Genomic DNA, 13,919 nt, shown 5'->3' with positions numbered 1-13,919 from the left:
GCCTCTCCCCACCCGACTGTGCCGGCAAGTCCGCCGTGCGGCCGCCGCTACGCTTAGGCGCGGGGTGCGGCGGCGGAGTCGCGGATGACGAGTTCGCCTTGGAGCTCGACGAAGCGGGCGGGGAGCTCCTCGCCGTTCTCGCGCGCTTCGATGCGCGAGAGCAGCAGCTGCACGGCCTTACGGCCGGCCGCGGGGAAATCCTGGCGGTATGTGGTCACCGGAGGCGTCCACACGCAGGAGAGCGGATGGTCGTCGAAGCCGACGACGCTGATGTCACCGGGCACCGACTTGCCTTCGTCCTCGAGCCCGCGGATCAGGCCCATCGCAATCTCGTCATTGCCGGCGAACACGGCGGTGAGCCCGTCGATATGCGCCACGCGATGGCCGAGCTCGCGCGCATCGGCCGGATTCCACGAGCAGTGCATCATGTCCGGAATCGGCTTGTCGTTGGCGCGCAGTTCGGCCTCCCAGCCGGCGGTGCGGCTGTAGCCGCCGCCACCGCCCGGAATCGTCACATGGAAGACGTTGCGATGGCCGAGCGACAGCAGGTATCGCGTGATCTCGCGTCCGGACCGGTTCTCGCACAGGTCAATCTGGTCGAGGTCGGGTTCGCGGTCACCGGCGATGACCACCTTCGTCACCGTGTCCGGCAGCAGTTGCAGCGCCTGTGCGGCGAGCGCGTCGTATTTGAGCACGATCACGCCGCTCGGATTCTGGTCCGTGACCATCGTGACCGCGGTGCGCAGCGCTTCGGTCGATTCGTCGGCGAGCTTCGAAATGCTCACCGGATAGTTGTGCGTGCGGGCTTCGTCCTCGATGCCCTGAATCGTCATCGCCGAACCGTACAGCGTGGTATCGCTGGTGAGCACGACGATCGACTTCATCGCCGAGTTGACGAGTCCGCGGGCGACGCGGCTCGGATGGTAGTCGAGCAGTTTGATGGCGTGCGCGATACGCTCCCGGCTTTCGGCGCTGATGCGGGGAGAATCGTTGAGATACCGGGACACCGTGGACACCGACACATTGGCGAGCGCGGCGACGTCCTTGATCACCGGCGCGCGCTTTTCCTTGGGTCTTGGCATGTGAACCTGTCTATCTTCCATCGCGCCCAGTATAGGCGATGCGCGACGTCGCGCATGAATCACGCGAATCGAGCGGGATGGAGGTCGTTGGAAAGAGAGTGAACGCCCCGCCCCGGCAGGCGAAGGAGGAGGACCATGCGGGGTCGGGGCGTTCGGGAATGGAAGGAGGAGAGAATAGTGGGTGACTGGCGGAAACTACCCCTCAGTCGCCTTCGGCGCCAGCTCCCCTGGCAAGGGGAGCCAAGGGGTGAGGCTGTTCACTTCACGGCGCCGGTCAGCAATTACGGACTCGCCTGAGGCGAGGCTCATCGTTGCCTCGCGGCTGTCGCCGCTCGGCGGCGCCTATGAACAGTCCACTGGACTGTTCACTTCACGGCGCCGCCAGTGATACCCGAGATGATCTTGCGCTGGCCGATGATGAAGACGATCAGGAGCGGGAGGGTCATCAGGATGATGTAGGCGAAGATGAGGTGCCAGTTGTTGAGGTACAGGCCCGCGCTCGCCACGTTGTAGAGGTTGAGCGGCAGGGTGCTCATCTTGCCGGACAGGATGAACAGCGAGTAGAAGATGTCGTTCCAGATGTACAGCACCACGAGAATCGTCGAGGAGGCGAGCGTCGGGGCGAGCAGCGGGAAGATGATCGTGAAGAAGATCCTCATCGGGCTGGCGCCGTCGATGCGGGCCGCCTCTTCGAGGGACGGCGGAATCGTGCGGATGAAGCCGGTGATGAAGAAGATCACGACGGACAGGTAGATGCCGATGTACACGCAGTTCATGCCGATGGCGGTGCCGGACAGGCCGATCATCTTGAGCAGCATCATGATGGTCACGACGGACGGCGGCAGGATGACGCCGGAGATGAACAGCGCGTAGAGCATGGCCACGCCCTTGGAGGTGCGGCGGCCGAAGATCCATGCGGCCATCGAACCGAAGAGGAGGCAGATGCACACGCTGGGCACGGTGACGAGCAGGGAGCCGATGAGCGCGGGGAACACCTTGCCCTGCACGATGACGGTCTGGATGTTCTCGATGAGGTGCCACTTGCTCGGCAATGCCATGCTGGGCACGACGGCCTCGGCCTGGGTCTTGCCGGCGGTGACGATGAGGATCCAGAACGGCACGGCGAGGAACACGAGCATAAGCAGGATGACGATGGCGGCGTGGATGATGCCGCCGGCCTTCGACTTCTTGCGCACGACGGTGAGGCTGTTGGTCTTGACGCCGGATTCGCTGTAGGATGCGCTACTCATAGGATCTTCTCCTCACGCTTACGCAGGTAGATGACGAGCGGGATGGCGATGACCATCACCATGATGAAGAGCACGAGGCTCATCGTGGTCGACTGGGAGTACAGGCCCTTGCCGAACGTACGCCAGATGAACAGGTTCAGGATCTCGGTGGAGCCGCCGGGGCCGCCGTTGGTGGTGGCCTGGACGATGTCGAAGGAGTTCATGGAGCCGAGCAACGCGGTCGCAACGTTGAAGGTGACGGCCGGGGCGACCAGCGGGAACTTGACCTGCCAGAAGGTCTGCCACGCGTTGGCGCCGTCGATGGAGGCCGCTTCGAGCACTTCGGAGTCGATGGTCTTGAGACCGGCGAGGTAGGTGAGCATCGCGAAGCCCATCCACTTCCATGCGTGGATGATGGTGACGATCACGATGGTCCACGTGGTCGAGCCGAGCCATTGGATGGCGACGGTGTGGCCGGCGAAGAAGCTCAGGATCTGATTGACGACGCCGTCGGTCTTGAGGACGGCCTGCCAGATGTAGCCGGCACCGAGGGCGGACATGATCACGGGGATGAAGAACATGGTGCGGGCGAAGCGGTTGAGGCGCGTGTCCTTTTCGAGGAGCACGGCGAGCGCCAGGCCGAAGACGTTCTGGAAGAAGGCCACGAGGACCGCGTAGATGAGGGTGACCTTGATGTCGGCCATCAGGGTGCCGCTCTCGAAGAGCTGCTTGAGGTTGTCGAGACCGTTGAAGTCGATGGTCTTCTTGAACGCGGACCAGTCGGTGAACGCGTAGATGAAGTTCATTACCGTGGGCAGGAAGAAGAACACCAGCAGCATGACGCCCGCGGGAACGATGTAGCGCAACGGGTAGTTCTTGCGCTCCAGAGTCCGCGTGCCCTTGACCGGGGCGGACTTCGAGACGTGTGTCGTCGTCATCAGATTCGTTTCCTTATGTATGTGTGTTGCGGCATCCCGGCCAAGGACCGGAGCCCGGAGGCGGCGTGGGCCGCCCTCCGGAAGGCCCCGGCCGGATGCCTGTGGAAGATGGAACCTAGCGGGTTCCGGTCAGATCAGAATCCCTTGACGCCCTGGGCCTTGGCGATCTGGGCGAACTGGTCCTGGGTGGTCTTCGCGACCTGCTCCGGGGTCTGGGTGCCGTTGACCATGTTGGCGAGGTTCAGGTAGAGATCCGGGTTGGCGACGGCCTGGGACTGCATGGAGCCGACGGAGTCCTTGAGGGCGGCGAAGGCGTCGAGCTGGGCCTGCGGCACGGTGTCCGGGGTCTTGACGTCCTTGAGGATGGAGACGAGGTTCTGGTCCTTGATGAAGGTCTCGTACTCGGAGCCGAGCCAGAAGCGGATGAACTGGCGGGTCGCGGCCTCACGCTGGGAGTCGCCGGTCTTGAACGCGACGACCGAGTTGCCCTGCTGCGGGATGGACGTGCCGATGTTGCCTTCCTTGGAGATCGGGAAGAAGCCGATGGTGTCGTCCAGCTTGGTCTTGTCGTTGTCGGCGAGGGCGGAGATGGCGTTGAACATCGAGTTGGTCTGAATGATCATGCCGGTCTTGCCGTCGAGCAGGGCCTGGGCCTGGTCGGTGTCCTTCGCGGAGCCGGCGTCCTTGTTGTACAGGCCGTCGTCGAGCATCTGCTTGTACTCCTTGATGGCGCCGAGGATGTCCTTGCCCTGGAAGCTGTCCTTGTTGGAGTTGACCTTGTCCCACAGGCCGGCCTTGGCGGCTTCGGCGAGCTGGACCTGCACGGCCCACTGGGTGCCCCACTGGGAGCCGGCCATCTCGAAGAGCGCGGAGTCGGCGGCCTTGGTGTCCTTGATCTTGTTGGCGGCGGCGATGAACTCGTCCCAGTTCTTCGGGGTCTCGGTGATGCCGGCCTTCTCGAAGACCTGCTTGTTGTACCACACGCCTTCGGTGTCCGGGGCGGAGACGAGGGCGCCGTAGTAGGTGCCCTGGTACTTGCCGCCGGCGTCGGCGATGCCGTCCGCGTAGTTCTTCAGCCACGGGGCGTTGTCGAGCTTCTGCAGCTTGTCCTGGGCGACGAAGCCGGCCAGCGTGGACGGCACGGCCTGCCAGAACATGAGATCCGGGGAGTCGCCGGTGGTGATCTTGGTCTGCACGTTGGACTCGTAGTTGTCCGGGATGGTCTGCAGATCGATGGTGGCGCCGGTCTTGGATTCGAAGTCCTTGATGACCTTGACCGGGATCTTGTTCGAGTTTTGGGCGGCCCAGAACGTGAGCTTGACGCCGTCGAGCTTGGTGTCTTCGGCCGGCCAGTAGTCGGCGGAGGAGGTGTCGACGTTGTCGTCGCCACCTGCGGCGGCGGGGTTGCCGCAGCCCGCGAACATCATGCCCATGGCGGCGACGCCCGCGATGATGGCGGTCGCTTTCTTCCAGTTCCTCATCATTGAGCCTTTCCTTATGCCTGATGTGAATCCTCGACCCGCCCTCCAACGGGACGAATCCATCGGTTGGTTGGCGGGATCCGGCACCCATCACTGCGATGCCGTGACCTCGGAAGTTCCGATAGCTGCAATTGTAGGTGGAATCGATTCCATGTCAACCACTCATGGAGTGTCGCAGAATGATAACGTTTGCCTGAAACCGATAACGTAGAACGTTATACTCGCTGATTTATCAGCATTTTCCGCCACATATCACACCCACGAAACCTGCCAAACTCCGCATCTACGATTTTGTGGTACCGATTCCACGTTGTATCCTCGTTGGTATCGATTCCCACGCAGGCGCGGCGCGTCCGGACCGCATCCGGCCCGCCCCTCGCGCGCACACGGTCGAACACAGTCGAACCACTGCTCCACCCAGATACATCGAGGTATGCCATGCACATGAACGCCGTGACCATCACCCAACCGGAACCTTCCGGACAGCTTTCCGAACGGCCTTCCGGAACGCCTTCCGCAGCGGACGGCCGCATCGTCCGTCTCACCATGGGGTTCGTCGACGGCAGGCTCCCCCACGTCGTCGCCATCACCCGCACGGATGCGTCGCACGCCACGCACGCACACCACGGCACCCACGCGGCCCACACCGCGGAACCCGCGTTCCCGGATGTCGACCCGCAGTTCCCACAGACACTCGACGCTGGACTGTCCATCGGCGAGTCCCCCACCCTGCTGCCCACGCAAGCGGAAGGATGGACCGGAACGCCCGCCATCCAGGTATCCCGCGACGGCGTGGAGGTCTTCCCGCGCCTGATTGTCGACGAAACGCACCATGACGACCATTCGATCGGCTTCACCGCGACGGACGGCGCGGCGGGCCTCGCCCTCGCCGCGACCGTCGCGATCGGCGACGAAGGCCTCGTCCGCGTCGACGCGTCGCTCACGAACACCGGGCGCACGCCGCTCGTCGTCTCGCGGCTCACGCCCGTGATTCCCCTGCCGCCGCAGGTCGGCGAGGTCGAGACCTGCACCGGCCACCATCTGCGCGAACGCGCGTTCCAGCGTCAGCCGTTCACCGAGGGACTGTTCGCGAAGAACGCACGCATGGGCCGCCCCGACTTCAACGCGGCCACCCTGCTGAGCGCCGGCGTGCCCGGCTTCGGCTTCGAGCACGGACTCGTCTTCTCGGCGCATGTCGCGTTCAGCGGGAACAGCACCGTCTTCGCCGAACGCACGCCGTACACGCACGGCGTGATCGGCGGTGGCGAACTCCCCTACGCCGGCGAGATCACGCTCGCGCCGGGTGGGACCTACCGCGCGCCCCGGCTGCTCGTCGGCGCGGGCGATGGCCTCAACGAGGTCGCCTCGCGCTTCCACGCCTACCTGCGCGGCTTCCACCCGGAACTCGCCGACCCCGCCCGGCCGCGCCCGGTCACGCTCAACACGTGGGAGGCGATGTATTTCGCACAAAGCGAGGAGAAGGTCATCGCCCTCGCCGAACGTGCGGCGCAGGTGGGCATCGAACGGTTCGTCATCGACGACGGCTGGTTCACCGGCCGTCGCGACGATACGAAGGGACTCGGAGACTGGCAGGTGGATAAGGACCTGTGGCCGCGGGGACTCACCGCCGTCGCGGACCGCGTGCACGCGCTCGGCATGGAGTTCGGATTGTGGTTCGAACCGGAGATGATCAGCCCCGATTCCAACGTCGCGCGCGAACACCCCGATTGGATGCTCGCGCCGGACACCGAACGGTTGCCGGTCGAGGCGCGCAGCCAGCAGGTCATCGACCTGACGAATCCCGAGGCCGCGCGGTATGTGGAATCGGCGATCGACACGCTCGTCTCCGCCTACCACATCGACTACATCAAGTGGGACCACAACCGCTTCCTCACCGAACCGATCTCCCCCGCGTCCGGCCGCCCCGCCGTGCATGAGCAGACCGAGGCGTTCTATGCGATCGTCGATCATCTGCGCGCCCGTCACCCCGGTCTCGAGATCGAATCCTGCTCGTCGGGCGGCGGACGCATCGACGCGGGCGTGCTGGAACGTTGCTCGCGCGTGTGGGCGTCCGACTGCACGGATCCGGTGGAGCGCGCCGACATCCAGCGCGGCACGTCGCTCATCGTGCCGCCGGAGATGATCGGCGAGCACATCTCCGAGTCCCCGAACCACGCGACCCGCCGCGCCACGTCGCTCACCATGCGCGCGGCGATGGCGTTCTTCGGCCATCTCGGCATCGAATGGAACATCATGAAGCTGGACGACGCGGGTCTCGCACGGCTCAAGCGCTGGATCGACCTGTACAAGGCACGTCGCACAGCGATCCCGCAGGGCGTGCTCGTCCACGCGGACACGACCGACCCGGCCGTGCGCGTCGACGGCCTCGTCGCCCCCGACCGTGCGCACGCGGTCTACCGGTTCGCCGCCATCGCCACGTCGCGCGAATACCCGTATGGGCTCACGCGCTTCCCCGGATTGGACGAGTCGGCCGCCTACCAGGTGCGCCCGCTCGGTGGCGTCGCATTGTACGAAAGCGAGACGAGCCCGAACTGCCGCACCGCGCTCGACTGGTGGAGCGACGACGGCATCGTCGTCGACGGCGCGACGCTCGCCCAATGGGGCATCCGCCTGCCGCAGCTCGCCCCCGAACACGCCCTCCTCATCGAACTCATCCGCAGCTGAGGGGTAGACCACCCATCACACGCAACAGGGCCCGCATTCCGGTTCACATGGAATGCGGGCCCCGCCCGTTTTCAGCGAAAACCGAGACTCACGCCACGTCGAACGCGAACGTACGCGAGACATACCCGCCGCCCGCGGGCACCGTCACGACGGCCTCGCCGCGTGCGCCGTCCCACGCGACCGGCCACTCGGCGAACCCGTCGCCGACCGGCAGCAACGCGCGCACGCCCACGTCGGCGCGTCCGGTCAGGTGCGGCAGGGCGAGCGTCACGTCGCCGCCTTCGCCGTCGCGCGACCAGACGGTCACGAACGTGCGTTCCGGCGTCTTCAACCCCAGCGCGACGACCGTGTCGTCCCACTTCGGCAGGCCGAGCGGCCAGAACGGCACCGACGTGCCGATGACCGGCTGGATCTCGCGCTTGTACGCGTCGATAGCCCGCGCGATCAGCGTGCGCTGGCCGTCGCTCATCCGGTTGACGTAGCCGGAGAGGAAGAAGCGGCCGAGGAACGTCGTGTTGAGGTTGAACGCGAACGTCTCCGGATCGTCCTTCGCGTTCGGGTACGCCCAGTTGCCGGCCTGTTCGGGGGTCATGAGCATCGGCGCGGCGGCGGCGATCGTCGGGTAGAGGCGGAAATCCTGCTGGTCCGAGGTGGACTGCACCTGGAAACGGGAGGTCTGCGCGAAGTCCATGCGCATGCCGCCGGACGAGCAGTTCTCGATGATGAGCTCCGGGTGGCGCGCGTGCAGGCCCTCCACCCACGCGCAGTACGCGCGATTGTGCCCCAGCAGTCCGTCGCCGGCGCTGTCGGCGTCGTAATCGGTGCCCGCATCGGGCGAGACGTTGTAGTCGAACTTGAAGTAGCCGACGCCATAGTCATTCACGAGACGGTCGACCGTGTCGTCGAGGTGCCGACGCGCGGCCGGATCGCGCAAGTCGAGCAGATAGCGTTCCTGTTCGACCACGCGGCGGCCGTGGCGGTGGAAGAACGCGGATTCGGGCAGCGTCACGGCCATCGGCGATTTGACGCCGATCACCTCGGGCTCAAGCCAGAGTCCGGCGATCATGCCCGCGTCGCGAATCGCGTCGACGACTTCGGTGATGCCGTTCGGGAAGCGCTTCCTCGACGGCAACCATTCGCCGACGGACGGCCACCAGTCGCCGGTGTCGTCATACCAGCCGGCGTCGATGCAAAAGATCTCGGCGCCGACTTCGGCCGCGCCTTTGACGAGCGGCAGCAGTTTGGCGGTCGTCGGGTCGCCGTTGATCGTGTTCATGTAGTCGTTGAAGATGACGCGCGGGCGGGCGTTGTCCGCCTTCTCGATGCGCATCGCGCGACGGTAGGCGGTCACGGTGGCGAGCGCGCCGTCGAAGTCGGGGGCGAGCGTGACGGATGCGGGCACGGTGGTGAACGATTCACCGGGTTCAAGGCGTTTCACCCAGTCGTGGTCGACGTCCGTCGGTCCGGACAGGGCGATATAGCCGTCCTCGGTGTCGCGCGCGACCTCCCAGCGCCATGCCGCGTCGTGTTCGATCTGGAACAGCCAGGTGAGACCCAGCTCACGCGAGTCAAGCAGGGCGAGCGGCGTGTGCTTGCCGGTGGACCAGGTGCCGGTGCTGACAACGGCGTGCTCGCCGCGCGGATTATGACCGGTCATCTGCTGGTTGAGGCACGGGAACAGTTCGCGGGTGGCGGTGGCATGCCAGCGCCCTTCGCCCAGCCATTCGTTCTCGCCTTCGATGAGCGTCCACGCATCGCAGTCGGCTGCCTTGCCGTCAGGCGCGCCGAACGCAGACACCCAGCTCGTCACCGATTCGAGCACGACCGCGCCGTCTTCGCCGAGCGCCGGCGAGTCGGCGTCGGTCGCGTCGCCGTCGTTCGTGACGGTCACCGACGTGCGGAACATCGGCACGCCGTCCGGCAGATCGTAGTGGACGGTCACGGTGAGCCCCAGCGCGGCGTCGGCGAGAGTCACGTCGAGATGGTCGCCGTGCGCGTCGCGCGTGGCGGCGTGGCTCACGTAGCGCAGCGCGCGCCCGATATCGGTGTGGGCGAGACGGTCGTTTGCGAGCCAGTGCCCGGTGCCCGTTGCCAGGATCTCCACCAGCGGCAGGCGGTGGTCGAAGCGGACATCCACGGCGTCCGTGCGCAGTCCGGCGACGGCCACAGGCTCGTCGTCGGACCATGCGAAGGTCAGGGACAGGGCCGTACCGCCCCAAGTGAAGGTCGACATGTCACTCCTTAGCGTTTGCGCCCGTCGACGCCCGCCTGCGTCATCGCCGCAGCGGGACCGCCACACGGTCTGTCGCACATTTCGTGGTATCGATTTCATATCATATCGACAGCACCGCAACGCCGCAAATCGCACGCACCGGCAACCGCAACTACGGTACGTGACGCATCGCCTACTATCGCCGCAATCACGCCGTTTGCCAGACATACACGCACCGACGCACACTCCGCGCGCCGCGGCGACGCGCAACATGGTATCGGTACCATTACGCAAGTCCCGAAACGTGACGTGACACCGCGTCGGCCGCGGCCGCATCGCGGCATCGCGGCCACGACGCACCTCAGCGACAGCCCGCCGGCGACGACGTGGACCAGGCCGCCTTCCCCGGATTTCCGGCGTTCGCGCCGGGCCATACGCGAGTCGCCGTACGGCCCGGCGACGGCGACGACGGGGGCGACGAAGCCAGGTGCCGACGGTGCGTTGTTATTCGCAATAACGTTTTCATATGGCGATTTCCGATGATTACGGACGCCATAAACGCAATGATTCCAATGATTCTGCGTTTCTTTGCGTGATTTTTCGATTTGCTCGTGAAAACGTTATGATATACACTGGCCGTGTTCGTCGAGACGCAGTGTGGCGGCGAGCGCGGGGCGGAAGACCCCGAAGCAACGGTTCACCCGTAGAAAGAGGCAAGGAAGCATGGGACAACGATGGAGTGCGGTCGTGGCGGCGGTGGCGGCCACGGCGATGATGGGCGTGGGGCTGGTGTTCCCCGCCCAGGCCCAGGAGACCACGAAACCCACACAGACGCTTGACGTCGACTACTCGCAGCAGACCGGCGACTTCCTCGGCGGCGCGTCCGGAACGCTGTACGGCCTCGGCGACGACGGCTCGCCGACCGACGCGATCCTCGACGGCGCGCGCGTCGAGAACTCGTCCCAGAAGCCCCCGTTCGGCACGCAGCACCCCAGCGGCGACTCGCTGGCGCTGGAGAACCAGTTCTTCGCCAACGGCGGCAACGAACTCGCGATCTACATGCAGGACTACTACCCGGATTGGTCGTACAACAAGGGCAAGCGCCCCGGCGACAACCGCACCTACAAGCTCGACGTCGACCCGTCCGACCCGTCGTACGGCACCTACACCGAGGGCGGCGACGGCGTGTGGGACTACGCGCAGGTCACCGAGATCGTGATGAACAAGGTGCTCGCCAACACCGAACACCCGGACCAGTACACGTTCATCCCGTTCAACGAGCCCGACGGCGGCAACTGGTACGCCTCCGGCGACAACGCGAACGCGGCCATCTTCCAGACCTTCCTGACCGACTGGGATGCCGAATACCAGCTCGTCCAGAAGATCTGGAACGAGTACAAGAGCGGCGAGAAGACCAACGTGCACGGCGTCAAGCCCACCGCCGACCACGCCCGCGTGGCAGGCCCCGGCGATTCCGCGTACCGCGCGAACCGCTCCGACAAGTTCCTCGAGCACGCGAAGGCCTCCGGCACGCTGCCCGACGTGTTCGTCTGGCACGAGCTGGGCCGCGGCAGCCTCGACGCCTACCGCTCCCACTACGCCGCCTACCGCGCGCTGGAGAAGAAGCACGGCATCAGCCCGCTGAAAATCAACATCACCGAATACGGCGAGCTGCGCGACATGTCCGTGCCGGGCCAGCTCATCCAATGGCAGTCCATGTTCGAAGACACCAAGGTCCAGGCCGAGACCGCCTACTGGAACTACGCGGGCAACCTGTCCGACAACGCTGCGAGGGCCAACTCGGCCAACGCCGGCTGGTGGCAGTTCAAGTGGTACGGCGACCTGCGCGGCCAGAAGACCGTCCAGGTGACCAGCGAGCACCCGAACCAGCAGGACAACCTGCAGGGCATCGCCGCGCTTGACGCCACGAACCGCAAGGCCACCGTGCTGTACGGCGGCGCGAACGACGCGAACTCCGACGCCGTGCAGAACACCGGCGCGAACATCCCCGTCACCGTGCACCTGACCGGGCTCGACAAGGCCGGACTGGGCGATAAGGTCGACGTCGAGGTGCGCGAGAACGCGTTCACCGGACCCGACGGTGTGGCCGCCACGCCGCGCGTCGTCAACGCGATCTCCAATGCCGAGGTCAAGGATGGCACGCTCGACGTGACCACCGTCAGCGTCGACCGCTACGCCTCCTACCAGCTCGTCGTCACCCCGCACCAGGACCGTACGCTCGTCACCGACGCGGAGAACGGCAAGGCCCTGCTCGTCCAGGAGGCCGAGAAGTCCCAGCTCGCCGGCGGCGCACAGGCGTACACGAAGACGCCCTCCGGCTCCGGCTGGAGCTACTTCATGGCCTCCGGCAACGGCGACGTCGGCAGCTTCAAGACCGGCGGCACCGCCACCTGGAACGTGTCCGTCCCCACGGACGGCGTCTACCGCCTGCAGGTGACCAGCGGCAACACCGGATTCCCCGGCGCGAACGCCGTGACCGTCGACGGCAAGGACTCCGGCAAGCTCTCGTTCGGCGCCGAACTCGCGATGAAGGACGCCGCCAAGTGGAAGTACTACGGCAGCGCCGAACTCGAGCTGAAGCTCACCAAGGGCGACCATGCGATCACGTTGCACGGCGACTCCGCGTTCGACAACACGCTCGACAAGTTCCTGCTCTACCAGGTCTCCGGCGACGGTGACGACGCGGTCGCGGACCGCACCGACTACCCGGCCACCCAGTTCCGCCTGGAGGACGGCGCCAAGCTCTCCTACGCCGGCGACGGCACGGACGGCTTCGCCTCGCTCGCCGGCGGCTCGGCCGACGTGTTCGCGCACGCCTGGCAGAGCGGCTACCATGACGTGACCCTCGACTACACCGCCGCCAAGGGCGCGAAGCTCGCGCTCGTCATCAACGGCGTGACCGTGCTCGACACCACCACGCAGTACAACGGCCTGCAGTCCACCACCGTGCGCGCGGCCCTGTCCGAAGGCATCAACCGTCTGACGCTGACCGCCGGCGACGGCGTGCTCGTCCGCGACGTCGTCACGGCGCGCGCGGCCTCCTCCGACACCGACAAGTCCGTCGTCTCCGTCGAGGCGGAGGACGCCACGCTGGGCGGCGGCGCGAATGTCGTCACCTCCGACGCCTCCAACGCGAGCGGCAAGAAGTTCGTGGCGGGCCTCGGCAACCAGTTCGAGACCGCCGAGACCGGCCCGAACGGCATGGGCGACCGCACCCGCGTCGTGGTCAAGGACTCCAACAACACCCCGACCGTCCACACGGACGACAAGGGCACGCTGACGATTCCCGCAGGCAAGGTGCCGGCCGGCACGTACACGGCGGTGGTGAGCTTCTCCAACGACGCGTTCATCGGCAAGCACTCCTACAACCCGCAGATCGTCGACCTCGGCCTGCAGGTGCGCCAGGGCGGCGCCGACGGGCAGGAGATCGCGCGCGGCGCGTTCCGCTACACCTACTCGGACACCAGCTTCCTCAACCGTTCGCTGGAGTTCATCACCGACGGCTCCGCGCTGACGCTCGGCAACTGGGATCCGGCCGGCACGGGCAAGGGCGCCGTCTCGTGGGGCGTCGCGCCGAACATCGACAAGATCACCTTCTACCCGGTGACGATCGGCGAGGTCGCCAACAAGGACGCCGTGCCCGATGAGCCCGAGCCGGAGCCTCAGCCGGGCGTGACGCTGGAGTCGATCGACGCGAAGGCCGCGAGCGACCACATCGCCCTCGGCGGCGAGCTCAAGCTCACCGTCACCGCCCACTACAGCGACGAATCGGCGAAGGTCCTGGACGCCGGCGCCTACCAGGTCAGCGGGTTCGACGCGAACAAGGCCGGACAGCAGACCGTCACCGTCACCTACACCGAAGGCGACAAGACCGTCACCACCCAGGTCACCGTCACCGTCGACAAGAAGGGCGACAACGGCAACAACAATGGTTCCGACAACGGCGCGAACGGTGCCGGCGACGCCGGGAACAAGCCTCAGACCGGCAACGGCAAGACGACCGGCAAGACCGGTCTGAGTGTCACCGGCGCCGGCGTGGCCGCGATCGCGGTCCTGGCCGTGGCGATCGCCGCGGCGGGCGTCACCCTCGCGCTCATGCGCCGCAAGCGCGCGTAACGTCGCGTCAGGCGTGGGGTGACGTGGCACGTGGCGCGCATCACGCGCGGTCCACGTCACGTCACCCCACGCCCCAGTCGCACAACACCGGACGGCCCGGCCGCATCCCCACGGATCGCGACCGGGCCGCTCGTCGTGGGCGGCGTCATGACGCC

At 66.1% G+C, this 13,919-nt stretch carries 7 protein-coding genes; 2 read left to right on the top strand and 5 right to left on the bottom strand.

The genetic code is table 11. From position 1 onward, the window contains the following. Positions 1–53: 53 nt before the first annotated feature. The 4 genes from AC1AYP_RS07255 to AC1AYP_RS07240 form a co-directional block, all read right to left on the bottom strand. The gene (locus AC1AYP_RS07255) at positions 54–1,082 is read right to left on the bottom strand and encodes a LacI family DNA-binding transcriptional regulator (protein ID WP_476532692.1); all 1,029 of its coding nucleotides are present in this window, start codon (positions 1,080–1,082) and stop codon (positions 54–56) included. Between the two features lie 365 nt (positions 1,083–1,447). Beyond that, complete coding sequence (locus AC1AYP_RS07250) at positions 1,448–2,332, bottom strand: carbohydrate ABC transporter permease (RefSeq protein ID WP_476502648.1); 885 nt, start codon at positions 2,330–2,332, stop codon at positions 1,448–1,450. Next, on the bottom strand, positions 2,329–3,249 hold the full coding sequence (locus AC1AYP_RS07245) for a carbohydrate ABC transporter permease (protein ID WP_476502649.1): 921 nt from the start codon (positions 3,247–3,249) through the stop codon (positions 2,329–2,331). Before AC1AYP_RS07245 ends, AC1AYP_RS07250 begins: the two co-directional genes overlap by 4 nt. A gap of 134 nt (positions 3,250–3,383) precedes the next feature. After that, positions 3,384–4,733 (bottom strand): ABC transporter substrate-binding protein, encoded by a 1,350-nt coding sequence (locus AC1AYP_RS07240; RefSeq protein ID WP_476547282.1) that lies wholly within the window; start codon positions 4,731–4,733, stop codon positions 3,384–3,386. A gap of 435 nt (positions 4,734–5,168) precedes the next feature. Here AC1AYP_RS07240 and AC1AYP_RS07235 point away from each other — a divergent pair, with 435 nt between their 5' ends. Continuing rightward, positions 5,169–7,415: an alpha-galactosidase gene (locus tag AC1AYP_RS07235; RefSeq protein WP_476547280.1), complete on the top strand. Its 2,247-nt coding sequence runs from the start codon at positions 5,169–5,171 to the stop codon at positions 7,413–7,415. A gap of 88 nt (positions 7,416–7,503) precedes the next feature. Here AC1AYP_RS07235 and AC1AYP_RS07230 read toward each other — a convergent pair whose 3' ends face one another. Further along, entirely contained in the window at positions 7,504–9,648 is a 2,145-nt protein-coding gene (locus AC1AYP_RS07230; RefSeq protein WP_476547279.1) for a glycoside hydrolase family 36 protein, read from the bottom strand. Positions 9,649–10,350: 702 nt separating this feature from the next. Between AC1AYP_RS07230 and AC1AYP_RS07225 the strand changes: the two genes are divergently transcribed. Continuing rightward, complete coding sequence (locus tag AC1AYP_RS07225; RefSeq protein WP_476547277.1) at positions 10,351–13,764, top strand: bacterial Ig-like domain-containing protein; 3,414 nt, start codon at positions 10,351–10,353, stop codon at positions 13,762–13,764. Positions 13,765–13,919: the final 155 nt, after the last annotated feature.

This window comes from Bifidobacterium sp. LH_424, assembly GCF_056356895.1.
This window is presented reverse-complemented; position numbering and strand designations above follow the sequence as displayed.

Coding starts and splice junctions, on each gene's coding strand:
- AC1AYP_RS07255 (WP_476532692.1), bottom strand. CDS start 1,082: ATGCCAAGACCCAAGGAAAAGCGCGCGCCGGTGATCAAGGACGTCGCC.
- AC1AYP_RS07250 (WP_476502648.1), bottom strand. CDS start 2,332: ATGAGTAGCGCATCCTACAGCGAATCCGGCGTCAAGACCAACAGCCTC.
- AC1AYP_RS07245 (WP_476502649.1), bottom strand. CDS start 3,249: ATGACGACGACACACGTCTCGAAGTCCGCCCCGGTCAAGGGCACGCGG.
- AC1AYP_RS07240 (WP_476547282.1), bottom strand. CDS start 4,733: ATGATGAGGAACTGGAAGAAAGCGACCGCCATCATCGCGGGCGTCGCC.
- AC1AYP_RS07235 (WP_476547280.1), top strand. CDS start 5,169: ATGCACATGAACGCCGTGACCATCACCCAACCGGAACCTTCCGGACAG.
- AC1AYP_RS07230 (WP_476547279.1), bottom strand. CDS start 9,648: ATGTCGACCTTCACTTGGGGCGGTACGGCCCTGTCCCTGACCTTCGCA.
- AC1AYP_RS07225 (WP_476547277.1), top strand. CDS start 10,351: ATGGGACAACGATGGAGTGCGGTCGTGGCGGCGGTGGCGGCCACGGCG.